Annotated in this window: 25 protein-coding genes; 13 read left to right on the plus strand and 12 right to left on the minus strand. The window is 71.9% G+C overall.

Annotated elements, in window-relative coordinates:
- Window positions 1-133 precede the first annotated feature (133 nt).
- Window positions 134-1,726 carry an ABC-F family ATP-binding cassette domain-containing protein gene (locus GE115_RS10650; protein WP_312855079.1) on the minus strand — a complete coding sequence of 531 codons (1,593 nt, stop codon included), beginning with the start codon at window positions 1,724-1,726 and terminating at the stop codon, window positions 134-136.
- Between the two features lie 150 nt (window positions 1,727-1,876).
- Between GE115_RS10650 and GE115_RS10655 the strand changes: the two genes are divergently transcribed.
- Entirely contained in the window at window positions 1,877-2,452 is a 576-nt protein-coding gene (locus GE115_RS10655; RefSeq protein WP_172979838.1) for a helix-turn-helix domain-containing protein, read from the plus strand.
- Window positions 2,453-2,556: 104 nt separating this feature from the next.
- Here the strand turns inward: GE115_RS10655 and GE115_RS10660 are convergent, their stop codons facing one another.
- The 7 genes from GE115_RS10660 to GE115_RS10690 form a co-directional block, all read right to left on the minus strand.
- Window positions 2,557-3,363 (minus strand): glycosyltransferase family 2 protein, encoded by an 807-nt coding sequence (locus tag GE115_RS10660; protein ID WP_153684768.1) that lies wholly within the window; start codon window positions 3,361-3,363, stop codon window positions 2,557-2,559.
- Between the two features lie 66 nt (window positions 3,364-3,429).
- Window positions 3,430-4,068: a cyclase family protein gene (locus GE115_RS10665; protein WP_153684769.1), complete on the minus strand. Its 639-nt coding sequence runs from the start codon at window positions 4,066-4,068 to the stop codon at window positions 3,430-3,432.
- Between the two features lie 68 nt (window positions 4,069-4,136).
- Complete coding sequence (locus GE115_RS10670; protein ID WP_153684770.1) at window positions 4,137-4,349, minus strand: helix-hairpin-helix domain-containing protein; 213 nt, start codon at window positions 4,347-4,349, stop codon at window positions 4,137-4,139.
- Between the two features lie 112 nt (window positions 4,350-4,461).
- Window positions 4,462-5,733: a DUF2254 domain-containing protein gene (locus GE115_RS10675; protein WP_172979840.1), complete on the minus strand. Its 1,272-nt coding sequence runs from the start codon at window positions 5,731-5,733 to the stop codon at window positions 4,462-4,464.
- 156 nt (window positions 5,734-5,889) lie between these two features.
- Window positions 5,890-6,687, minus strand: a complete 798-nt coding sequence (locus GE115_RS10680) for an SDR family NAD(P)-dependent oxidoreductase (RefSeq protein ID WP_153684772.1) — start codon at window positions 6,685-6,687, stop codon at window positions 5,890-5,892.
- Window positions 6,687-7,118 (minus strand): SRPBCC family protein, encoded by a 432-nt coding sequence (locus tag GE115_RS10685; RefSeq protein ID WP_153684773.1) that lies wholly within the window; start codon window positions 7,116-7,118, stop codon window positions 6,687-6,689. Before GE115_RS10685 ends, GE115_RS10680 begins: the two co-directional genes overlap by 1 nt.
- The gene (locus GE115_RS10690) at window positions 7,115-7,495 is read right to left on the minus strand and encodes an ArsR/SmtB family transcription factor (protein WP_153684774.1); all 381 of its coding nucleotides are present in this window, start codon (window positions 7,493-7,495) and stop codon (window positions 7,115-7,117) included. Before GE115_RS10690 ends, GE115_RS10685 begins: the two co-directional genes overlap by 4 nt.
- A 177-nt stretch (window positions 7,496-7,672) precedes the next feature.
- Between GE115_RS10690 and GE115_RS10695 the strand changes: the two genes are divergently transcribed.
- On the plus strand, window positions 7,673-8,074 hold the full coding sequence (locus GE115_RS10695) for a cupin domain-containing protein (RefSeq protein WP_153684775.1): 402 nt from the start codon (window positions 7,673-7,675) through the stop codon (window positions 8,072-8,074).
- A 13-nt stretch (window positions 8,075-8,087) separates the two neighbouring features.
- Here the strand turns inward: GE115_RS10695 and GE115_RS10700 are convergent, their stop codons facing one another.
- Entirely contained in the window at window positions 8,088-8,465 is a 378-nt protein-coding gene (locus GE115_RS10700; RefSeq protein ID WP_153684776.1) for a PLD nuclease N-terminal domain-containing protein, read from the minus strand.
- Between the two features lie 57 nt (window positions 8,466-8,522).
- Between GE115_RS10700 and GE115_RS10705 the strand changes: the two genes are divergently transcribed.
- The 6 genes from GE115_RS10705 (at window position 8,523) to GE115_RS10730 (ending at window position 14,132) form a co-directional block, all read left to right on the plus strand.
- Window positions 8,523-9,098, plus strand: a complete 576-nt coding sequence (locus GE115_RS10705) for a GNAT family N-acetyltransferase (protein WP_153684777.1) — start codon at window positions 8,523-8,525, stop codon at window positions 9,096-9,098.
- A 99-nt stretch (window positions 9,099-9,197) separates the two neighbouring features.
- Window positions 9,198-10,565, plus strand: a complete 1,368-nt coding sequence (locus tag GE115_RS10710) for an FAD-binding oxidoreductase (RefSeq protein WP_153684778.1) — start codon at window positions 9,198-9,200, stop codon at window positions 10,563-10,565.
- Between the two features lie 97 nt (window positions 10,566-10,662).
- Complete coding sequence (locus GE115_RS10715; RefSeq protein ID WP_312855080.1) at window positions 10,663-11,958, plus strand: SufS family cysteine desulfurase; 1,296 nt, start codon at window positions 10,663-10,665, stop codon at window positions 11,956-11,958.
- Window positions 11,955-12,407, plus strand: a complete 453-nt coding sequence (sufU, locus tag GE115_RS10720) for a Fe-S cluster assembly sulfur transfer protein SufU (RefSeq protein ID WP_153684780.1) — start codon at window positions 11,955-11,957, stop codon at window positions 12,405-12,407. The genes GE115_RS10715 and sufU overlap by 4 nt, the downstream gene beginning before the upstream one ends.
- A gap of 44 nt (window positions 12,408-12,451) precedes the next feature.
- The gene (gene ectB / locus GE115_RS10725) at window positions 12,452-13,726 is read left to right on the plus strand and encodes a diaminobutyrate--2-oxoglutarate transaminase (RefSeq protein ID WP_153684781.1); all 1,275 of its coding nucleotides are present in this window, start codon (window positions 12,452-12,454) and stop codon (window positions 13,724-13,726) included.
- 4 nt (window positions 13,727-13,730) lie between these two features.
- Window positions 13,731-14,132: a CHY zinc finger protein gene (locus tag GE115_RS10730; protein WP_153684782.1), complete on the plus strand. Its 402-nt coding sequence runs from the start codon at window positions 13,731-13,733 to the stop codon at window positions 14,130-14,132.
- Here GE115_RS10730 and GE115_RS10735 read toward each other — a convergent pair.
- A complete protein-coding gene (locus tag GE115_RS10735) occupies window positions 14,074-14,574 on the minus strand; it encodes a MarR family winged helix-turn-helix transcriptional regulator (RefSeq protein ID WP_153684783.1) in 501 nt (166 codons plus the stop codon). The two genes, GE115_RS10730 and GE115_RS10735, sit on opposite strands and share 59 nt — an antisense overlap.
- The gene (locus GE115_RS10740; protein WP_153684784.1) at window positions 14,574-15,374 is read right to left on the minus strand and encodes an alpha/beta fold hydrolase; all 801 of its coding nucleotides are present in this window, start codon (window positions 15,372-15,374) and stop codon (window positions 14,574-14,576) included. Before GE115_RS10740 ends, GE115_RS10735 begins: the two co-directional genes overlap by 1 nt.
- A 227-nt stretch (window positions 15,375-15,601) precedes the next feature.
- On the opposite strand from GE115_RS10740, the gene GE115_RS10745 reads away from it, so the two are divergent.
- The 4 genes from GE115_RS10745 to GE115_RS10760 all read left to right on the plus strand — a co-directional run bounded on the left by GE115_RS10745 (window position 15,602) and on the right by GE115_RS10760 (window position 17,987).
- Window positions 15,602-16,234, plus strand: coding sequence for a GAF and ANTAR domain-containing protein (locus tag GE115_RS10745; RefSeq protein WP_246190703.1), 633 nt, complete (start codon window positions 15,602-15,604; stop codon window positions 16,232-16,234).
- Window positions 16,227-16,940: a GAF and ANTAR domain-containing protein gene (locus GE115_RS10750; RefSeq protein WP_153684785.1), complete on the plus strand. Its 714-nt coding sequence runs from the start codon at window positions 16,227-16,229 to the stop codon at window positions 16,938-16,940. The genes GE115_RS10745 and GE115_RS10750 overlap by 8 nt, the downstream gene beginning before the upstream one ends.
- Before the next feature lie 154 nt (window positions 16,941-17,094).
- Window positions 17,095-17,460 carry a hypothetical protein gene (locus GE115_RS10755; protein WP_153684786.1) on the plus strand — a complete coding sequence of 122 codons (366 nt, stop codon included), beginning with the start codon at window positions 17,095-17,097 and terminating at the stop codon, window positions 17,458-17,460.
- A 98-nt stretch (window positions 17,461-17,558) separates the two neighbouring features.
- The gene (locus GE115_RS10760) at window positions 17,559-17,987 is read left to right on the plus strand and encodes a DUF7882 family protein (protein ID WP_312855081.1); all 429 of its coding nucleotides are present in this window, start codon (window positions 17,559-17,561) and stop codon (window positions 17,985-17,987) included.
- Between the two features lie 41 nt (window positions 17,988-18,028).
- Here GE115_RS10760 and GE115_RS10765 read toward each other — a convergent pair whose 3' ends face one another.
- Complete coding sequence (locus tag GE115_RS10765; RefSeq protein ID WP_153684787.1) at window positions 18,029-18,535, minus strand: bifunctional nuclease family protein; 507 nt, start codon at window positions 18,533-18,535, stop codon at window positions 18,029-18,031.
- A gap of 141 nt (window positions 18,536-18,676) precedes the next feature.
- Here GE115_RS10765 and GE115_RS10770 point away from each other — a divergent pair, with 141 nt between their 5' ends.
- Window positions 18,677-22,408 carry a nitrate reductase subunit alpha gene (locus GE115_RS10770; protein ID WP_153684788.1) on the plus strand — a complete coding sequence of 1,244 codons (3,732 nt, stop codon included), beginning with the start codon at window positions 18,677-18,679 and terminating at the stop codon, window positions 22,406-22,408.
- Window position 22,409 lies beyond the last annotated feature (1 nt).

The raw sequence follows: 22,409 nt of genomic DNA on the forward strand, positions 1-22,409 counted from the left end.
GCATCCGTTCACGGGGGTTGCGTGCGAGTTGCTCGCGCGCGTGCGGCGTGTTCGTCGCACTGCGGCGAGGAACTCGCACCGGTGCGAAGCCTCCCGTCCGAAGGGGGCCGGAGGCACGCCGGGGGGCGGCGGCTCAGAGCGCGCCGGTCGCCGGGGTCTCGCGCACCGTGCCGTCGCCCGCGAACACGAGCAGCCGGTCGGCGAGCTTGTCGACGAAAAAGCGGTCGTGGCTGACCACGAGCACGGCGCCCGGGAAGTGCGTGAGCGCACGCTCCATGACCTGCGTCGACGTGATGTCGAGGTGGTTGGTCGGTTCGTCGAGCACGATCACCGCGGCGCCCGAGAGCAGGCACTGGGCGATCGCGACGCGCGCGCGCTGGCCGCCCGAGAGGGTGCCGATCTTCTGCTGCAGGTCGGCGTCGGAGAACTGCAGCATCGCGAGGAACCGGGCGACGCTCTTCTTCGTCGCGGTGAACGCGAGCGAATCGGGGTACGCGTTCACCGCGTGCCCCACGGTGTCGGTCAGGTCGAGCTCGGCGACCACCCGGTTGTACGAGACGAACCGCGAGCCCTTCGCCCAGCGCACCGTGCCCGAGTCGGGCGCGGTCTCGCCCGTGACCACGTCGAGCAGGGTCGACTTGCCCGAGCCGTTCCCGCCGATCACGGCGACGCGGTCGCCGCGGTGCAGGTCGAACGACAGGCCGTCGAAGAGCGGCGCCCCGTTGAATCCCTTCGACAGCCCGGTCACGGTGAGCAGGTCGTTGCTCACCCGCAGCCCGTCGTAGATGCCCGTGATGATCTGGTCGATCGGCCGGGGCGCCTGGCGCTTCTTGATGTCGGCGAGTCGTCGGGCGACGGCGTTCGAGGGGTTGCGCGCCGCCTCGCGCCTGGCCGCCGAGGCCGCCTGCTCGTACGCGAGCAACTCCTCCTCGTGCGCGAACTGGCGCTCGAGCATCTTCAGGCGCGACTGCTTCGCATGCACGTAGGCGGAGTAGTCGCCCTCGTACTCCTGCAGGCGGTAGTTCTCGATCTCGACGATGCGCGTGACGACCCCGTCGAGGAACTGGCGGTCGTGCGAGACGACGAGCACGGCGCCCGGGAAGCCGGCGAGCCAGTTCTCGACCCACTTGACGCCGTCGAGGTCGAGGAAGTTGGTCGGCTCGTCGAGCAGCAGCACGTCGGGCGCCTGCACGAGGATGAGCGCGAGCGCGGCCCGGTTGCGCCAGCCGCCCGAGAGCCGGTCGACCGGCAGGTCGCGCCGCTCCTCGTCGAAGCCGAGCCGAGTGAGCACCGTGTCGATCGTCTGCTCGTAAGTCCAGCCGCCGATCGCGTCCATGCGCTCGAGCAGGTCGCCCTGCTCGGCGAGCAGCCGGTTCATCGCGGCATCCGCCATCGGCTCGGCGAGCTGCATCCCGATCTCGTCGATGCGCGCCTGCGTCTCGTGCACCGCCGCGAAGTGGTCGCTGAGCGTCTGGCGGACGCTGCGCTCGCCGTCGAGCTCGGAGAACTGCGAGAAGTACCCGATGGTCGTGCCGAGCGTCACGTCGACGGTGCCGCCGGTGGGCTCGCGGCGTCCGAGCACGAGCTCGAGGAACGTCGTCTTGCCCGTGCCGTTCTTGCCGATGAGGCCGACGCGGTCGCCCCGGCGGAGCTTGAGGAACGCCTCCTTCAGCACCGGGCGCCCGTCGAAGTCGATGCTCACGTCGTTCAGGCGGATCAGGCTCACGGGGGTCCTCGCGTCGGGTGGGTGCGGCCGGGCCGCGCAGATCGGCGAGACGGATGCCTCGAGCCGGGCTTCAACACTACGGTGCGATCGCGCACCCGAAGCCGGACGTAGTGGCATAATATTAGCTGAAACGTATATTTGGAGATGCTCATGAACGCGGGAACGCTGATCCGTTCGGCCCGCAAGAGTCGACGACTGACTCAGCAGGCGCTCGGCCGACGAGCGCGGCTCTCTCAGCCGTACCTCTCCCTGATCGAGCGAGGTCTCCAGAATCCGTCGTTCGAGGCGGTCGAGCGCGCGCTGCTCGGCACCGGCCATCGTCTCGTCGCCGTTCCCACCGTGCGCGACGACGTCGTCACGATCGCCGCCGACATGCGACGCGCCCTGCTTGACGGACGAACCGATCGTGCGCTCCGACGGTTCCTGCAACTCAACGACAACCTGCGGGCCGAGCACGGCGCCGTGCGATTCGCTCTCGCGATCTCGGAACCCGAGTCCACCGGCAGCATGCAGTGGGACGCCGCACTCGCCGCGCTGGTGGCTCACCACCTGGGCCGCGAAGGCCTTCCGTTGCCGGACTGGGCGGCGAATCCACGTCGATCGTTGAAGCAGCCGTGGGTTCTGGGCGAGGGCCCGTACACGCTTCCACCAGATACCGCACGGGTCCCGGCCGAGTTCGCCGAGCGCAACGTGCTCATCGACGAAGACACCCTGGTCAGCGCATGATCCGTTTCGATCGCGAGGGGCTCCAGCACGGAATCCGGCTCCTCATCGGACGGCTCCAGGCACAGCCCGGCAGTTCGACTGACACGCCCAGCCGCCCTGGACGTTCACCGCCGCCGGCGCCCGAGATCGGCGCGCACCCGGCGCGCCCAGCGGAACCACGGCGCCTCGCGCGGCCAGTGCATGACGATCGAGTGGAAGCCTCGGCGGATGCGCAGCACTCCCCCGCCGCGCAGCGCTCTCGTCGCCATGCCCATGCGCAGCCGGCGGTCGAACGCGATGCGGCGCTCCGGGCCGAGGTGCACCGTGAGGTCCATGTCGTCGTGAACGAGGTCGTCGAAGCGGTGCACCGCCGTGCGGACCTCCGCCCACGCCGTGCGCCGGACCGCGTAGTTCGACCCGAACAGCGGCGACTGCCCGAGGGCGGGCGCGACCACGATGCGGTACGCGGCGAGGTAGGCCCCGGCGAGCGGGCGGCGCAGGGCCGGAGGCCCGTCGACGAAGACCGCGGTGCCGGTGAGGCCCGTGAGCCCGGGGTCGGCCGCGAAGCGCTCACCGATCCGGCGCACCCAATCGGCCGGGGCGACGCAGTCGGCGTCGAGTCTCGCGATCACCTCGCCCGTCGCAGCGTCGCACCCCGTCGCAGCCGCGGCCGGGATCCCGATGTGCTGCTCGTTCACGATGCGGGCGCCGAACTCGCGGGCGACCTCGGCCGAGGCATCCGTCGATCGGTCGTCGACGACGATCACCTCGTGCGGGGCGACCTGCTGCGCCGCGAGCGATGCGAGGCAGCGTCTCAGCAGCGCCGCGTCGTCGCGCACCGGGATCACCACCGACACGGATGCCGGCGGGCGCGCGGCGTGCGCCCGGGCGGGGTGCTCGTTCGCGGCAGGGCGAGCGGGTGACGAGGCCATGCCGGAGACGGTAACCGGGCGCAGCCGACCGGGGCACGCCCTTGACATGCCCGCGACCCGGTGCGCTCAGTCGATGAACGCGACCGCCCGCACGGGTGCGCCGTCGGCGTCGATCGGCAGCGGGAACATGCCGACCCGGACCCGCTCGGGCAGCCCCTCGAGCTCGCGGAGGTTCTCGACGATCAGGCCGTCGGCGCCGAGCACGACCTCGTGCACCGGGAATGACTCGCCGCCCGTGGCATCCGGGCTCAGCGTGTCGACGCCGAGCACGTGCATGCCGCGCCGCATCAGCTCGGCCGCGGCATCCGCGGCGATCACGGGATGGTCGAGCGCGGCATCCGTGCCGAACCGCCTCGCCCAACCGGTGTCGACGATCACGATCGCCGGCACCCGCTCGGGCAGCTCGCCGCCGGCCAGCTCGGCTGCCAGGTCGGCGAGCCCGACCGTCGCGCCCGGGGCCAGCGGCCCGACGTGCACGACGAGCGCCTCGCCCGTGAGCTCGTCGAGGCCGATCGCCGCAGTCGTGCGCCCGCCCGCCACGGTGTGCGAGGGCGCGTCGAGGTGCGTCCCGCTGTGCGATCCGAGCTCGAGCGACGCCACGTCGACGCCGCCGCGCGCGAGCTCGAGCGCGGGCGCGATGCGCACGTGCGGGTCGCCCGGGTAGACCTGCATGCCGGTCGTGATGCGATGGCTCAGCTCTCGCATGACTCCATCATCCTCCGGCTCGAGGAGCTGGGCACCGCCGCCGCGCGCCGCGCTGCGCGCGAGCCGCCTCAGTCGGCGAACTCGAGCCCGCGTTCGGCGATCGCCTCCTCGAGGATGCGGATCGCCTTCGGCCCGACGCCGTGCATCGCGAGGAGTTCGCGCCGGCCCATCGCGGCGACCGCGGCGAGGCTCGTGAGGCCCGCCGCGAGGAGGGCGCTGTTCGCCGGACGGCCGATGGGTGGGAGGTCGCCGACCTGCGCGGGCAGGTGTCGTGTACTCATGGCACCGAACCCTACGCCGCGAGCCATCCGCCGACGAGGCATCCCACCGACGAAGGCTCGCGCTGACGACGCCGCACCGCCGATGGGCGGCGACGTCACGTCGGCGTGCCGCTCACTGCCGAGACGCGCCGATCCCGCTGCGGTCGGAGCCGGCGGCCAGCGCCGCATCGCGCTCGTCGCCGTAGCTGCGCTCGATGGCGGCTCGCAGGAGGTCGCGCTGCTCCTCCAGCACCGGCCGGCGATCCTCGGGCGCGAAGGCGAGCAGGTCGTCGATCGCCGAGTTCAGACGCCGCGCGACCTGGGGCGAGCCGGCACCCGCCAGTCGGACCTCGGTGAACGCGAGGGTCACGTAGTCGTCCCAGCTCATCACCTTCTCGACGAGACGGAGCTCACCGCTCGCGTCGACGTGATGGCCGTCGGGGAACTCGCGCTGCGCGAGTTCCCGCAGGCAGTCGTGGATCCGGTCGATCGCCTGGACCGCGGTGGTGGGGTCCTGCCACGGGGCGTCGGCGAGCGCCCGGATGGCCATGTCGACGAGCAGCCGCACGCCGTACGAGACATCCTGTTCGAGCGTGCGCTCGAAGCGGATGACGACCGACCGGTGCACGGCGCTGCGGTCGAGTCGTTCGGGGTTCCCCCGCACCTGGAACAGCCGACCGCCGGCCGGAATGAACTCGCCGAGGGCGGGGATGAGCTCGAGGGTGCAGTCGGCACGCTGCGCCGCCTCGACGAGCTTGTCGTACCGGATCAACGTCACGGCGCCCGACTCCTCCGCCAGGACGAAGCCCGGGTCGGCGTCGGCGGGCATGGGCGCCTCGTTCGGGTAGACCTCGTTCACCAGTTTGCGCGTGTTGTCTCCCGCGATCTCGACGAGCGCGGACACGCGGAGCGCCTGGCCGATGTGGTGGATGTAGACCACGAGCACGGCGATGCTGGCCAGGGAGAGCACGAACGTCGTCGCGATGGCGACGCCGGGCACGTGGCCGGGGTCGTCGGCGTCGCCGACGTCGACCTCGCGGATGGTGAGGAGCGTGTGCACGAACGTCGCCACGAACAGGCCGATCGCCAGCTGGCTCGGCCGGTCGCGCAGGAGCCGCTGCACGATGCGGGGCGAGAACTGGCCCATCGCCAACTGCACGACCACCAGCACGATCGTCAGCACCAGCACCGTGAGGTTCACCATCGAGGCGGCCACCGTGGTGAGGATCTCGAGCGCGGCCTCCGGCCCGCCGACGAGATCCTCGGGGAGTGCTCGGAAGCCCGTGGCGCGATCGATCGCGATCGTGGTGAACGAGATGCCGATGCCGAGCAGCACGCACAGCACGGGCACGAGCCACAACGACGTCATGACGTTGCGGAACTGCTTGTAGACGCTGATCTCCATGCCCGACCCCCTCGGCCGGCGCGGCCGCGGTCGGCCACGCCGGGCTCGCGAGCGTACCGGCGCCGGCGGCATGCCGACAGGCGTTGCCCCGCGACGGCGGACGGGGTAGGACGACGCCCGCCCGAGCACGACGGTCGGCCGGGAGGCAGCCGCGACTCAGTCGACGAGCGCCCCGGCGGTGAGGTTCGCGATGCCGCCGGTCATCGACGCGGCGCGATCGGATGCCGCGAAGGCGAGGTACTCGGCGACCTCGTCGAGCACGGGGAGGCGGCCCATGAGCGTCGATCCGGCGAGGCCCTCGAGCCACGCGTCCATGCCGATGCCGCCCGCGGCGGCGATGCGTCCGAACATCTCCCCGGTGTACGACGAGTCGACGGCGTCGGAGAGCGCATGCGGCCGCACGCACACCACCCGCACGCCGGCCGGGCCGAGCTCGCCGGCGAGCGCGCGCGAGAAGCCCTCGAGCCCCGCGCTCTGCGCCGCGTTGCCGATGAGGCCGCGACCGGTGAGCCTCGCCCCAGGCGTCGAGATCGTGAGGATGACACCGCTGCCCTGGGCGAGCATGACGCGCGACGCCGCCTTCGCGGTGACGAAGTTCGTGGTGAGGTAGCCGACGGTCGGATGCAGGTAGTCCTCGAGCGAGGTGTCGGCGATCGCGAGGCCCTGCACGTGGTCGAACCCGACGGCGTTCAGGGCGACGTCGACGGAGCCGGCGCGCATGGCGACGCCGTCGAGGTGCGTGTCGACGTCTGCCTGGTCCATCGCGTCGATGACGGCGATATCGACGTCGGATGCCCCCGCGTCCCGCGCCGCGGCCGCCGCGCGTTCGAGCCGCGGCAGGCTGCGCCCCGCGAGGAAGAGCCTCGCGCCCTCACGCGCGAAGACCCGCGCCGTCGCCGCCCCGATCGATCCCCCGCCGCCGTGGATGACGGCGACCTTCCCCGCGAGCAGCATCACGCCGCCTCCTCCCCGTACTCGTCGACGTAGCGGTCGAGGATCTCCGACCAGCCCGCCCGGTGCTTGCCGGCCGACGCCTCGTCGGGCAGCAGTTCGTGCCTGACGGCGACGACGGTCGCGTCGTCGTCGGGCGTGAACGTCACGTGCACGATCGAGTCGACGCCGACCGTGTGCTCCGACCGCCATGTGAACGACAGCGCTCGGGGGCGGTCGATCTCGACGTACTCGCCGACGTGCACCACGTGGCCCGTCGGGCCGTGCATCGTGATCGAGAAGCCGCCGCCCACGCGCGCGTCGGCGACCACGACCGGCGCGTCGTCGCCGGGCCTGCGCATCCACTGCGTGAGCGCCGCCGGGTCGAGCCAGGCGTCGAAGAGGCGCTCGGCCGACGCGCGGATGCGCCGGCTCACGCCGACCGCGGGCGTCATCGTGCGATCCCGTCGGTGGACGCGTCGGAGCCGGCGTCCGCGTCGATATCGGCTTCGGGCTCCGCCTCGAGCACGAACGCCTCGAGCGCGGCGAGCCGTTCCTCCCAGAACTCGCGGTAGCGCTGCATCCAGGCGACGGCGTCGCCGAGCCCCTCGGCGCGCAGCGACAGCACGTGGTCGCGGCCGCGCACGTCGCGGCGCACGAGCTCGGCGCGCTCGAGCACCTTGATGTGCTTGCTCGTCGAGTTGAGGGAGATCGGGAAGGCGCTCGCGATCTCGGTCACCCTCGCGTCGGAGACGAGCAGGCGATCGAGGATCGCCCGCCTCGTGGGATCCGCGACCGCGCTCAGCACGGTGTCGAGTTTATATTCACCCATGCGGGTGAATGTACGCCGCCCATGTAACCGCGTCAATGCGCGCATCCGATGTTTCGTCCAGCATCGAAACAGTCACGGCAACGGATGCCTCCGCGCGAACCTGTTCCCCGTGAGCGGCATCCGCTCACCGAACCGACCGAACCGAACCGACCGACCGAACCGAACGGAGCGATTCCCATGCCCAGCGCGACCTACTCCACCGAGATCACCCTCGCACCGGCCACGACGCCCGAGCTGCCCGAGATCGTCAGCGGCGAATCCCTGCGCCTCGGCACGAGCAACACCCGCCGGTTCGTCGGCCTCGAGCACGGGGCGAGCGTGTCGTACTTCCTCGTCGACAACCAGCCGGGCGAGGGGCCCGGCCTGCACTGGCATCCCTACGCCGAGACGTGGGTGCTGATCGACGGCACGGCGCGCATCATGATCGGCGACCGCACCTTCGTCGCGAACGCGGGCGACACCGCGACGGTGCCCGCGGGCGTCTGGCACGGGTTCACCAACGTCGGCGAGGGACGCCTGCGGGTGCTCTGCATCCACGCGTCGGCCGTGATCGTGCAGACCTGGGCCGACGAGGACTGAGAGGCGGCGGAGTTCAGGCCTTCGGGCCGGTCGCGCCCGACTCATCGGAGGGCGGGCGGGCCTCGAGCTCGCGCCGGCGTTCCCACGCCTCGATCTCGCGGTCGAGATCGGCGATCTGCTCCTCGGTCGAGCGCGTGTCGACCGGGTACTGCCGCATCGGCGGGGCATCCGACCGGGGCGACGACCGCGGCTCGCGCCGCGGAAGGCGCACGCCGCCCTCCCACTCGCGCCCGAGCGTGAACCAGAGGATCGAGCCGATGAGCGGCAGGAAGACCACGAGGAGCACCCACGCGATCTTGGGCAGGTGCTTCACCTGCCACTCGCCGCGCGTGATGATGTCGATGAGGGCGACGATGACGACGACGAGGATCAGCAGCGACAGCAGCGGCATGGCCGAAGCCTAGCGGCGCGGTGGGCCCTGGTCGGCGGTCGGTGGCATCCTGTGGACATGGCCATCGAGGTGCGCCCGGCTTCCGTGTTCGACGACGTCGCCGCCGTCGTCGGGCCCAAGCGCCCCGACGCGAACGTGTGCTGGTGCCTGAGCTACCGGCTGACGTCCTCGAAAGAGAACCAGTCGCTGCGCGGTCCGGCGCGGGGCGATCGCGTTCGCGAGCTGTGCCGCGAGGACCCGCCGCCCGGCGTGCTCGCCTACGACGGCGACGAGGTCGTCGGCTGGGCGGGCGTGCACCCCCGCGCCGACACGAGCTTCGCGAAGAACCGTCGGATCCCCCACGTCGACGACCTCGACGTCTGGACGGTGTGGTGCATCCGCGTGCGCCCGGGCCACCGCGGCGAGGGCGTCTCGCACCACCTGCTCGCGGGCGCCGTGGAGTTCGCGCGCGATCACGGCGCTCCGGCGATCGAGGGGTACCCCGTCGACAATCGCGGCGAGAAGGTCGACCTCACGATGGCCTACGTCGGCACGCGCGCGCTCTTCGAGCGCGCGGGCTTCCGCAGGGCGGCCGACACCGAGTCCGTGCTGAACGGCTTCCCGCGCGTGCTCATGCGGCTCGACCTGCGCTGACGCGCAGCCGCCCGGTCATCCCGACCACGTCTCGACGCTGTCGGTGGCGGCCGATACGTTGGGCGGCGTCGTCGATTCCGACCGAAAGGCATCCGTCACATGACCGCCGTACCGTTCGATCCCTCCGTCCTCGAGTCGCTGCGCACGTCGGTGCGCGGGCGCGTCGTCCTCCCCGACGACGCCGACTACGCCGCCGCCCGGCTGCCGTGGAACCTCGCGGTCGAGCAGTGGCCGGCCGCGATCGTCGAGCCCGCCGACGCCGCCGACGTGCAGGCCGTCCTCCGCATTGCGCGCGAGGCGGGCGCCGGCGTCACGACGCAGCCCAACGGGCACGGCGCGGGCGAGCCCCTCGAGGGGGTCGTCGTCATCCGTCCGTCCGCCTTCGACGAGATCGTCGTCGACGCCGAGGCGCGCCGGGTGCGCGTGGGCGCGGGGGTGAACTGGGGCCGCGTGCTCAGCGCGCTCGACGGCACCGGCCTCATCGCCCTCGCAGGCTCCAACCCCGAGGTCAACGTCGTCGCCCTCGCCATCGGCGGCGGGCAGTCGATGTTCAGCCGCCGCTACGGCCTGACCGCGCGTTCGATCATCTCCGTCGACCTGATCGATGCCGCCGGCGAGCTCCGCACCGTCACCGACGCCGACGACCCCGAGCTGATGTGGGGGCTCCGCGGCGGCGGCGGGCTGTTCGGCGTGGTCACTGCGGTCGAACTGGCCCTGCACCCCGGCGAGCAGCTGTTCGGCGGCAGCCTGATGTTCCCGGCCGAAGCCGCCGAGGCGGTGCTCGAGGCCGGCATCGCGCTCGCGCGCGACGAGCCCGAGCTCGGCCTCGACCTCGGCCTGATGAGCTTCCCCGACGCGCCCGTGCTGCCACCGCACCTGCGCGGGGCGCGGCTCGCGACCGTCGCCCTCGTGCACGTCGGCGACGAGGCGACCGGTCGCGGCCACGCCGAGCGACTGCTGGCCGCGGCCGAACCCGTCGCCGACACGCTCACGGCGTTCACCATCGGCGACCTGGCCGCCGTCGCCGCGGAGCCCGTCGCCCCCATGGCCGCGGCCGACTTCGGCGCCTCGCTCGACCTGTTCGCCGACGGCTTCGCGCGCGACTTCGTCGAGGCGTTCACCGCCGGCGCCGACGCCGGGCTCACGCGGGCGAGCGTGCGCGCGCTCGGCGGAGCGATCGCCGAGGAGCTCGGTGCCGACCAGTCGGTCGTCGGCGCCGTGACCGCGAGCGGGCTGCTCTCGAGCGGCGTCGTGCTCGCCGGGCCGCCCATCGACGCCGACGCGGCCCTCGCCCCCCTGCGCGAGCTGGCCGAGCGCCACGGCGCGGGCGGCGCGATCCCGACCTTCCTGGGTGCCGGCGCCACCCTCGCCGACGCCTACGACCGCGCCGCACTCGACCGGCTCGCCGCCGTCAAGCAGCGCGTCGACCCCGACGGCCTCATCCGCAGCAACCGCCCGCTCTCCTGAACGATCGGGCCGCTCACGGGCGGCGCTCGGCTGAACTGCGTCAGACTGGAGGATGCATCCCCCGCGCGAGCCCGCTCGGGGACGACCGGGAGGTACCGTGACGCTCGATCCCACCGCGACGCTCGGCGGCCGGCTGCCCGCGACCCTGCGCGACCAGTTCCCCTACCTCGCGCAGGAGCTCAACGGCCATCCGCTCGCCTACCTCGACTCCGCGGCGACGGCCCAGCGCCCGACCGCGGTGCTCGATGCCGAGCGCGCCTACCTCGAACGGTCGAACGCCGCCGTGCACCGTGGCGCGAGCACGCTCGTGGGCACCTCGACGGGCGCGTTCGAGGAGGCGCGGGCGACCGTCGCGGCCTTCGTCGGCGCCGGCGACCGCGAGATCGTGTGGACCGAGAACGCGACCGATGCGATCAACCTCGTCGCGCTCGGCATGGCGGATGCCTCGGCCGGCCTCGGCGGCTCGGAGGCCGATGTGTTCGCCCTCCGGCCGGGCGACGAGATCGTGGTCACCGAGGCCGAGCACCACGCCAACCTCATCCCGTGGCAGCGCCTCGCGGCGAAGACGGGCGCGACCCTGCGCTGGATCCCGGTCGGCGACGACGGCACGTGGGGCATCGACGACGCGGCATCCGTCATCGGCGATCGCACACGCGTCGTCGCATTCGCGCACGTGTCGAACGTCACGGGCTTCGCCGCGCCCGTCGCCGACGTCGCCGAGATCGCGCACCGGCACGGCGCGCTCGTCGTGCTCGACGCGTGCCAGTCGGTGCCGCACCGGCCGATCGACTTCGGCGCGCTCGGCGTGGACTTCGCCGCGTTCTCGGCGCACAAGATGCTCGGGCCGACCGGCATCGGCGTGCTGTACGGCCGCGAGCAGCTGCTCGACGCGCTGCCGCCCGCACGCACGGGCGGCTCCACGATCACGACGGTGACCATGGAGCGCGCCGAGTTCCTGCCCTCGCCGCACCGGTTCGAAGCGGGCACGCAGCCCGTCTCGCAGGCCGTTGCCCTGGGCGAGGCCGTGCGCTTCCTCGACGGGCTCGGCATGGGCGGCGTGCACGCGCACGAGGCCGAACTCGCCGAGCTGCTCGTCGACGAGGTCGCCCGCATTCCCGGCATCCGGCTCGTCGGCCCCCCGCCCGGTGCGCCGCGCGCCGCGCTCGCGAGCGTCGACGTCCCGGGCGTGCACGCGCACGACGTCGGCCAGTTCCTCGACGCGCAGGGCATCGCGGTGCGCGTGGGCCACCACTGCGCGCAGCCGCTGCACCGCCGGCTGGGCCTACGGGCGACGACGCGCGCGAGCGCGTACGTCTACACGACGGCCGACGAGATCCGCCGGTACGGGGCCGCCCTCGCCGAGGTGCGCGGCTTCTTCGGGGCCGGCGCATGAGCGACCTGTCGGGCCTCTACCAGGAGCTGATCCTCGACCACTCGCGCCGGCGCGTGGGCGACGGCGAGCTCGCCGACCCGCACGCGAGCCACCACGAGTTGAACCCGACCTGCGGCGACGAGATCACCCTCGCCATCCGCCTCGACGAGTCCGGATCCACGATCGAGCGCATCGGCTGGACCGGCGACGGATGCAGCATCTCGATGGCCTCCGCCTCGGCGCTGACCGAGCTCGCCACCGGCGCGGAGGTCGAGCAGGTTCGCCGCCTCGTCGACGCGTTCCGCACCATGATGCGCTCCAAGGGCGCCGGCGAGGCCGACGAAGAGTTGCTCGGTGACGCCGTCGCGTTCCACGGCGTCTCGAAGTACGTGATGCGCGTGAAATGCGCGATGCTCGCGTGGGTCGCGCTCGAGGCGTGCGTGGCATCCGCGACCGCGCGCGACGCCTAGGCTCGAATCACCGCCCCCGTCCCCGCTTCCAGGAGGAGCCCGCCATGAGCGATGCCACCGCACTCGACGTCTTCGACCGTCGCGAGTCCGAGGTCCGCGGATACGTCCGCGCGTTCCCCACCGTCTTCGACCGCGCGACGGGTTCGACGCTCGTCGACGCCGACGGGCGCGAGTACCTCGACTTCTTCGCCGGTGCGGGCGTGCTGAACTACGGCCACAACAACCCGGTGTTCACCCGGGCGCTCGTCGAGTACCTCGAGCGCGACGGCATCATCCACGGCCTCGACATGGCGACCAGCGCGAAGCGCGCGTTCATCGAGGCGTTCGAGCGCCTCGTGCTCGAGCCGCGCGGGCTCGACCACAAGCTGCAGTTCACGGGTCCGACCGGCGCCAACGCGGTCGAGGCCGCGCTCAAGGTCGCCCGTCAGGCGACGGGCCGCACGAGCGTGGTGGCGTTCACGAACGCGTTCCACGGACTCAGCCTCGGCGCGCTCTCGGCGACCGGCAACAGCCACTACCGCGGCGCCGCGGGCGTGCCGCTCGGCGACGTCGCGCGCCTGCCCTACGACGGGTACCTCGGTGAAGGGGTCGACACGCTCGACCTGTTCGAGAAGATGCTCGACGACTCGGGCTCAGGGCTCGACCTGCCGGCGGCGGTCATCGTCGAGGCGGTGCAGGGCGAGGGCGGCATCAACGTCGCGAGCGTGCCGTGGCTGCAGCGGCTGCGCGCGATCACCGAGCAGCGCGGCATCCTGCTGATCCTCGACGAGATCCAGTCGGGCATCGGCCGCACGGGTCACTTCTTCGCGTTCGAGGCCGCGGGCATCGTGCCCGACCTCGTGACCGTGTCGAAGTCGATCTCGGGCTCGGGGCTGCCGATGTCGCTCGTGCTGCTGCGCCCCGAGGTCGACGTGTGGGAGCCCGGTGCGCACACGGGCACCTTCCGCGGCAACAACCTCGCGTTCGTCTCGGCGCGCGCCGCACTCGAGACGTACTGGCGGGACTCGGCGCTCGTCGACGACGTCGCCCGCAAGTCGGCGCTACTGTTCGGCGAACTCGAGCAGATCGCCGCGGCCCACCCCGGGCTCGGGTTCGTGGTGCGCGGCCGCGGCCTCATGGTCGGCCTCGCCTGCGACGCCGACCGCACGCTCGCCGGGCGGATCTCGAAGGCCGCGTTCGAGCGCGGGCTCGTCATCGAGACGTCGGGCGCGTTCGACGAGGTGCTGAAGTTCCTGCCCGCGCTGACGATCACCGACGAGGAGCTCACGCGCGGTCTCGCGATCGTGCGCGAGAGCCTCGACGCGGTGCTCGCCGGCTGAGCACATGACCGGCGGCGCTCGCGAGGCCTCCCGTCCGCGGGTGCTCGGCCCGACGGTCGACGACCAGACCCGGTGCGTGCACTACCGCACCGAGCTCGACATCGTCGCGATCCGCTTCGCGTGCTGCGGCGAGTACTACCCGTGCCATCGCTGCCATGCCGCTGAGGCCGGCCATCCGGCTGCGCAATGGCCGCTCGACCGACGCGGCGAGCGCGCGGTGCTGTGCGGGGCGTGCGGCACCGAGCTCACGATCGACGAGTACCTCGCGACCGAGGTGTGCACGGCCTGCTCGGCACCGTTCAACCCCGGCTGCGCGCTGCACGCGCACCTCTACTTCGAGGTGGCGCCTACTCCCGCGCCAGCCGCCGCAGCAGGCTCGCGAGCGTCGCCTGCTCCTCGCGCGTGAGCCCTCGCAGCTCCTCGGACTCGCGCTCGGCGAGGCTGCGCATCGCGTCGTCGACGCGGGTCGCCCCCTCGGCGGTGATGCGCACGAGCACGCTGCGCCCGTCGCGCGGGTTGGGCCGCCGTTCGACGAGCCCGCGCCGCACGAGGTTGTCGAGGCGGTTCGACATCGCGGCACTGCCGATCATGGTCGCCGAGATGAGCTGCGCGGGGCTGAGTTCGTGCGGGGGCTCCTCGCGCCGGAGCGCCGCGAGCACGTCGAACTCCCACGCGGCAAGGCCCGCGCCGCTGAACGCGCTCGCACGCAGACGCGCCAGCCGGTTCGCGGCGCGGCGCAGCCGCGACATGACGTCGAGCGGCGTCAGGTCGACGTCGGGCAGCCGGCGCGACCACGCGTCGATGAGCAGGTCGACCTCGTCGTCGCGGCGGTCGGCCGCGGGCGACATCACTGCGTCTCCGCGAGGAACTCGAGCGCCGCGCGCCGAAAGTCCCGGGAGCCCGGCGCGTTGAAGTGGTGCCGGCCCGGCAGTTCCACGAATCGGCCGGCGGGGGTGGCCTCGGCCAGCACCCTCGACTGCGCCAGGATCGCGTCTTCACTTCCCGTCGCGAACAGCACGGGCTGGCGCGGGGGGTCGGCGGGATCGGGGTCGGCGTCGCCGAGCGCCATGCCCTCGGCGAGCGCGACGAGCGAGAGCAGGTCGTTGCCGCCCACCCGGCTCGCGAGGGTCAGGTAGTTCTGCGTGACCCGGTCTTCGACCGGGGTGCCGTGCTCGGCGAAGGCGCGAACCTGGTCGAGTTGCAGGCGGGCGAGCGGCCGGCCGTCGGGGATGCCGCCGAGCACGGCCCGCGTGACCCGGTGCGGCGCCTGCACGGCGACCTGCCAGCCGACGCGCGCGCCCAGCGAGTAGCCGACGTACCGAACCTGGTCGACGAGGTAGGTGTCGAGCACGATGACGAGGTCCTCGACGAGCTGGTCCATCGCGTACTCGTCGGCGACGTGCGGCTTGTCGCTCGCGCCGTGTCCGAGCTGGTCGACGCCGAGCACCCGGTAGCCGGCCCGCGTCAGGTCGCGGACCCACCCGGTGTTCACCCAGTTGTCGCGACAGCTCGAGGCGAACCCGTGCACGCACAGCACGGTCGGCGCGTCCTCGTCGCCCCACGAGTAGGTGGCGAGGCGCCGACCCTCGGCCGACATGACGTACTGCGGCGACGGCATCCGGGTCAGCGCGGGCAGCGAGGCATCCATGCGCGCCATTCTTCCGCGTTCGGATGCCTCGCGCTCGACCCGCACGGATCGCGACCGGTCTGCGCGGGATCGGCAGGGGGTTGAAGTACGCATGCGCGTGGGGTTGGCTTGAGGCAGTGACGGCCTCCCGGCCGCATGGGTCGCCGGGGACACCGTCGAGGAGCATGATGGGCGACGGCTTCGTGGAAGCCTTGGAACAGCTGGAGCGTTCCGAGCGGAATGCGCAATTGAGCGGCCCGTTCCTCGAGATCCTCCCGGTGAGCGGTGCGGCGGTGTCGACGCTCGGCGATCTCCTCGGCAGCGAGACCCTCTCGGCGACGAACCCCGAGGCCGCCAAGCTCGACGAAGTGCAGTTCGACCTCGGCGAGGGGCCCTGCTGGGAAGCCCTCGCGACCGCGCGCCCCGTCGAGGAGCCCGACGTCCTGCGAAGCGTGCGATGGCCCGCATTCACCGAGGCCATCCGCGAGCTTCCGGTGCGATCGCTGTTCGCCTTCCCGTTGGTCGTGGGCTCGTTGCGGATCGGGGCGATCGACCTCTACTCGGCGACCCCGATGACGCTCGAGGAGATCGACGCGCGACGGGCCGTCGAGATGGCGAAGATCGTGAGCCGGCGTGTGCTGCAGCGCGCGCTGGCCGAGGTCGGCGGCGAGTACGCCGAGGATGCCGGGAACATCCACTCCCGCCGGGTCGTGCACCAGGCGACGGGCATCGTGGTCGCGCAACTGCGCGTGCCCCCCGAAGACGCCCGCCTCGTGATCCACGGCCACGCGTTCGCGACGTCGCGTTCGGTGAAGGAGGTGGCGACCGACCTCGTCGAGGGCCGGCTCGACTTCTCGGTTCAGGAGGCCGGCGATGCCTGAGACGATGCGCGACACCCGCGTGGTGCAGACCTTCGCCAAGCTCGCAGACACGCTCGTCGTGGGCTACGACGTCGTCGACCTGCTCCAGGTGCTCGTCGACTCGTGCCGCGACCTGCTCGACACCGACGCCGCGGGCATCCTGCTCGCCGACGCGACGGGCGAGCTCGAGCTCGTGGCATCCACCAGCGAGGCGACGCGCATCGTCGAGATGATGCAGCTGGGCGCGGAGGCCGGCCCGTGCATCGAGTGCTACCGCAGCGGCCGCGCGGTCACGATGCCCGACATCTCGGCGTCTCCGGCCGGGTGGGCACGCTTCCGCGACGCCGCGCTCGAGCAGGGCTTCGCCTCGATGACCGCGATCCCCCTGCGCCTGCGCGAGACGACGATCGGCACGCTGAACCTGTTGCGCGCCGGCCTCGGCGAGCTCGGCCCGGACGACCATGCGACCGCGCAGGCGTTCGCGGACGTCGCGACCATCGGCATCGTCCACGAGCGGGCGCTCCGCGAGAGCCTGGTCGTGCAGGAGCAACTGCAGGGTGCGCTCAACAGCCGGATCGTCATCGAGCAGGCGAAGGGCGTCGTCTCGTACACGAACCAGGTCGACATGGACGAGGCGTTCCGGATGATCCGCCACCGCTCGAAGGCGTCGCAGACGCCGATCACCGAGATCGCCCGGCAGATCGTCGAGCTTCGCCTGCAGCTCTGATCGGCGGATGCGAAACGGAGCACCACCAGCCGGTGAGTACGGCGCTCCACCCGTTGTCAACCCCGCGCACCGTCGGATGGCCTCGGTAGAATCGACGTGTTGCCACAGACCCGGGTGACGCCGAATCCTGAATCGTCGACCCTCGGTGTGTGCCATGAAAGTCCTGACCAACGGAACCGGTTCCTTCGTGACCGGCACGGAGATCGCCGACGCGGTCATGAACTACGCGATGGTGCTGCAGCGCCAGCAGGCGGTCGACCTGGTGAGCATCCCGGTCGTCGTCGCGAACGGCGAGGTGGAGCACGCCGACCTCCTCGTCGGCTGGCAGACCGGCACCGCGGCCGTCACGACGGCCGAGCGCGGCGACGGCGAACTGGTGGAGATCGACACCATCGTCGGCCTCTACGAGCGCGCGAGCCGCTCGGGCGTGGCGCGCGCGGTCCCGTTCACCGAGGAGGAACTCGCGGAGGGCGGCTGGTCGATGCTCGACGAGTACGGACAGGAGCCGCTCGGGCCGTAGGCGCGGGTCGGCCCTATAACCCGCACCGAAGGCGTCCACAACTCCCTTGCCGCGTCCCCACCCGTGCGGGAGCCTGAAGTGACCGAGGAGGTGGCGAGATGGGAACGCTGCAGTACGACGGCGTGTTGATCGAGTTCGACGACCGGGTGCTCGCCCACCTGCAGCTCGTGATCGTGCAGAAGCTCCGCCGCAACGAGAGCTTCGTGATGTCGTGGCGTGACGCGCAGGAGACCGGCAACGGCCACAGCTCGGTCTGGGTGCATCCGGCGCAGAACCTGTACTTCAAGTTCTCCGGCGGGCGGCATCCGGCCATCAACCGCGACTGGCTGGAGCAGTTGATGGAGTCGGCCAACAGCGCTCGGGGCCTGGTGATCACCGCTGAGCCCGACTCGGCCGCGTCGGGACCGGTGCGGCCGGCGACGTCGCCGGGTGCGTCGCGCCGGCCGGCCGTACCGCCGCAGGCCAAGGCGGATCTGAACGTGCGGCCGGGCGAGGATCCGCCGGTCGCCGAGTTCGGCGAGCACTGAGGCGAGGCCAGGCTCGGCCGGCTCAGCCGTCGCGGCACCGCTCAGCCCTGGAAGTCCTCGGGGTCGACCTCGTCGAGGAACCGCTTGAACTCGTCGAGCTCGGCGTCGTCGTCGCGCGCGTCCTCGTGCTCTTCGAGGAGTTCGGCCGCGATGCCGGCCGCCTCGAGCACCTCGTCCTCGACGACGATCGGCGCCTCGGCGCGCAGCGCGAGCGCGATCGCGTCGGAGGGCCTCGCGTCGATCACCTGCGCGCCGGTGGGCGTCGCGATCGTGAGTTCGGCGTAGAAGGTGCCGCCGTCGATGCGGGTGACCGTGGCCTGCTCGACACGCGCGTCGACCACGTCGAAGAGGGTCGTGAGCAGGTCGTGGGAGAGCGGACGCGGCGCCTGCTCGCCCTGGATGGCGATCAGGATGGAGGTCGCCTCCTGCGCGCCGATCCAGATCGGCAGGATTCGGCCCTCGCCGCCGGGCTCGAGGAGGGGCTTGAGCAGCACCACGTGCTGCCTGGCGGCGTCGAGGGCGACGCCCAGCACCCTGACCTGGACCATGCCGGCTCCCGTCTGGCGTTCACGGCCGTCATCGCCATGCTACGCCTCGGGTTCGGCCGGCTCACCGGAGCGCCGGCGAGCGCGTGAACACTCCGGCCCGGACCTAGCGCTCGCCCGTCCGACCTCGGTAGGGTCCGTGGCATGGCCACGTCTTCGGGGGTTGACGGTCCGGCTTCCGACGCACTGCTTCGCGTCGGGAGGTTCTTCACGCGGTGGGACGAGACGCCCGACCACCGCGCGGCCTTCCTCAAGGGGGGCCGCCAGGGCGACGCGTTCTACCGCGACCGGTGGAGCCACGACAAGGTCGTCCGCTCGACGCACGGCGTGAACTGCACCGGCTCGTGTTCGTGGAAGGTGTACGTCAAGGACGGCATCATCACGTGGGAGGCGCAGCAGACCGACTATCCGAGCGTCGGCCCCGACCGCCCCGAATACGAGCCCCGCGGGTGCCCCCGCGGGGCTGCGTTCTCGTGGTACACCTACTCCCCCACGCGCGTGCGGTACCCCTACGTCCGGGGCGTGCTGCTCGACGCGTACCGCGAGGCGAAGGCGCGCACGGGCGACCCGGTGCTCGCCTTCGGCGAGGTCTCGAAGAACCCCGAGACGCGCCGGCGCTACCAGCAGGCGCGCGGCAAGGGCGGCCTCGTGCGCGCGACCTGGGCCGAGGCCGTCGAGCTCGTGGCCGCCGGCTACGTGCACACCATCAAGGAGTACGGGCCCGACCGGGTCGCGGGCTTCTCGCCGATCCCGGCGATGTCGATGGTCTCGCACTGCATCGGCACCCGCTTCACGCAGCTGGTCGGCGGCGTCATGACGAGCTTCTACGACTGGTACGCCGACTTGCCCGTGGCGAGCCCGCAGGTGTTCGGCGACCAGACCGACGTGCCCGAGTCCGGTGACTGGTGGGATGCCACGTACCTGATGATGTGGGGCTCCAACGTGCCCGTGACGCGCACGCCCGACGCGCACTGGATGGCCGAGGTGCGCTACCGCGGCACCAAGGTCGTCACGGTGAGCCCGGACTACGCCGACAACACCAAGTTCGCCGACGAGTGGCTGCCCTGCCAGGCCGGCACCGACGCGGCCCTCGCGATGGCGATGGGCCACGTCCTGCTGAAGGAGCACTACGTCGACCGCCGCGAGCCGTTCTTCGTCGACTTCTCCCGCAAGTACACCGACCTGCCGCACCTCGTGACCCTCGTCGAGCACTCCAACGGCGGGCTCGTGCCGGGCAAGTTCCTGACGAGCGCGGACCTGACCGGCGCAGACCTGGCGAGCGCGGACCTCGGCGCAGGAGCATCCGAAGACGCCTGGAAGACCGTCGTGCTCGAGGCCGCGACCGGCGAGCCGGTCGTACCGAACGGCTCGATGGGAATCCGCTACGCGGAATCGGGCGTGGGCCGCTGGAACCTCGACCTGGGCGAGACCCAGCCTGCGCTGTCGGTGCGCGACGCGAAGACCGCGGCCGAGGACGTCGAGGTGCTCCTGCCCCGCTTCGACTCGCCCGACGGCGAGGGCGCGGTGCTGCGCCGCGGCGTGCCGGCCGTTCGCGTAGCCGGGAAGCTCGTGACGACCGTCTACGACCTGCTGCTCGCGCAGTACGGCGTGGCGCGCGAGGGCCTGCCGGGCGAGTGGCCCGCCGGCTACGACGACGCGGAGAGCCCGTACACGCCCGCGTGGCAGGAGGACATCACGGGCGTCCCGGCCGAGGCGTGCATCCGCGTCGCGCGCGAGTTCTCGCAGAACGCCATCGACTCGGGCGGTCGCTCGATGATCATCATGGGCGCGGGCATCTGCCAGTGGTTCCACGGGGATGCCACGTACCGGTCGATCCTCTCGCTCCTGATCCTCACGGGGTCGATGGGCCGCAACGGCGGCGGCTGGGCGCACTACGTCGGGCAGGAGAAGTGCCGGCCCATCACCGGATGGCTCTCGCTCGCGAACGCGCTCGACTGGGTGCGACCGCCGCGCACGATGATCGGCACGGCGTACTGGTACATGCACACCGACCAGTGGCGCTTCGACGGCTACTCGGCCGACGCGCTCGCCTCGCCGCTGGCCGAGGGCAACCTCGACGGGATGCACACGGCCGACGCGATCGCGCAGTCGGCCCGCCTCGGCTGGATGCCGTTCTATCCGCAGTTCGACCGCAACCCGCTCGACGTGGCCGATGCCGCCGAGGCCGCGGTCGCCGCGGGCGACGCCCCCGACGCGGCATCCTTCGTCGCGGGCCAGCTGCGCAGCGGCGACCTGCAACCGGCCATCGCCGACGTCGACGCGCCCGAGAACTGGCCCCGCCTGCTCACACTCTGGCGCTCGAACCTCATGGGGTCCTCGGCGAAGGGCAACGAGTACTTCCTGAAGTACCTGCTCGGCACGCACAGCAACGTGATGGCCACCGACGAGGCATCCGTTCGCCCGCGCGACGTCGCCTGGCACGACGAGATCCCCGAGGGCAAGCTCGACCTGCTCGTCTCGGCCGACTTCCGGATGACGTCGACGACGCTGCTCAGCGACGTCGTGTTCCCCGCGGCGACCTGGTACGAGAAGCACGACCTGTCGTCGACCGACATGCACCCGTTCGTGCACGCCTTCACGCCCGCGATCGATCCGCCGTGGGAGGCGAAGAGCGACTTCGACCTGTTCCACGCGATCGCCCGCGAGCTGTCGCGGATGGCGAAGACGCACCTCGGCACGCGGAAGGACCTCGTGTCGGTGCCGATGCAGCACGACACCGCGGGCGAGACCTCGCAGCCCGGCGGCGTCGTGCGCGACTGGGCCCGCGGCGACGTCGCACCGCAGCCCGGGAGGACGATGCCGGTGTTCCAGGTCGTCGAGCGCGACTACACGGCGATCGCCGACCAGCTCGCCACCGTCGGGCCGCTGGCTGAGAAGCTCGGATTCACCATCAAGAACGTCACCTACGACGTGTCGCACGAGGTCGACCGGCTCGCGAAGCAGCACGGGGTCCTGCCGAGCGGCCCGGCCGCGGGCCGGCCCGCGATCGACACCGACGTCAGGATGGCGGAGGCGATCCTCTCGTTCTCGGGGACGACCAACGGCGAGCTCGCGGTGCAGGGGTTCCGGACGCTCGAGAAGCGCGTCGGCAAGCCGCTCGCCGACCTCGCCGAGGGGTCCGAGGAGAGGCGCATCACGTTCGCGATGACGCAGGCCGCGCCCGTGCCCGTGATCACGAGCCCCGAGTGGTCGGGCTCGGAGACCGGCGGCCGCCGGTACGCGCCCTTCACGGTGAACATCGAGCGCCTGAAGCCGTTCCACACGCTCACGGGCCGCATGCACTTCTACCTCGACCACGACTGGATGCGCGACCTCGGCGAGGCGATGCCGATCTACCGGCCGCCGCTCGACATGCACCGACTGTTCGGCGAGCCGAAGCTCGGCCCGAACGGCGAGCAGCAGGTCGTCGTGCGCTACCTCACGCCGCACTCGAAGTGGTCGATCCACTCCGAGTACCAGGACAACCTGTTCATGCTCTCGCTCTCGCGCGGCGGGCCGACGGTCTGGATGAGCCCCGCCGACGCGCAGGCGATCGGCGCCGCCGACAACGACTGGGTCGAGTGCGTGAACTCCAACGGCGTACTGGTCGCGCGCGCGATCGTCTCGCACCGGATGCCCGACGGCGTGGTCTACGTGCACCACGCGCAGGAACGCACGATCGACGTGCCGAAGTCCGAGGCGACCGGTCGGCGCGGCGGCATCCACAACTCGGTGACGCGCCTGCTCGTGAAGCCGACCCACCTCATCGGCGGGTACGCGCAGCTGTCGTACACGTTCAACTACCTCGGCCCGACCGGCAACCAGCGCGACATGGTGGCGACGATCCGCCGCCGGTCGCAGGACGTCACGTACTAGG

The organism is Agromyces agglutinans (assembly GCF_009647605.1).
In the GTDB taxonomy this organism is placed as follows: domain Bacteria; phylum Actinomycetota; class Actinomycetes; order Actinomycetales; family Microbacteriaceae; genus Agromyces; species Agromyces agglutinans.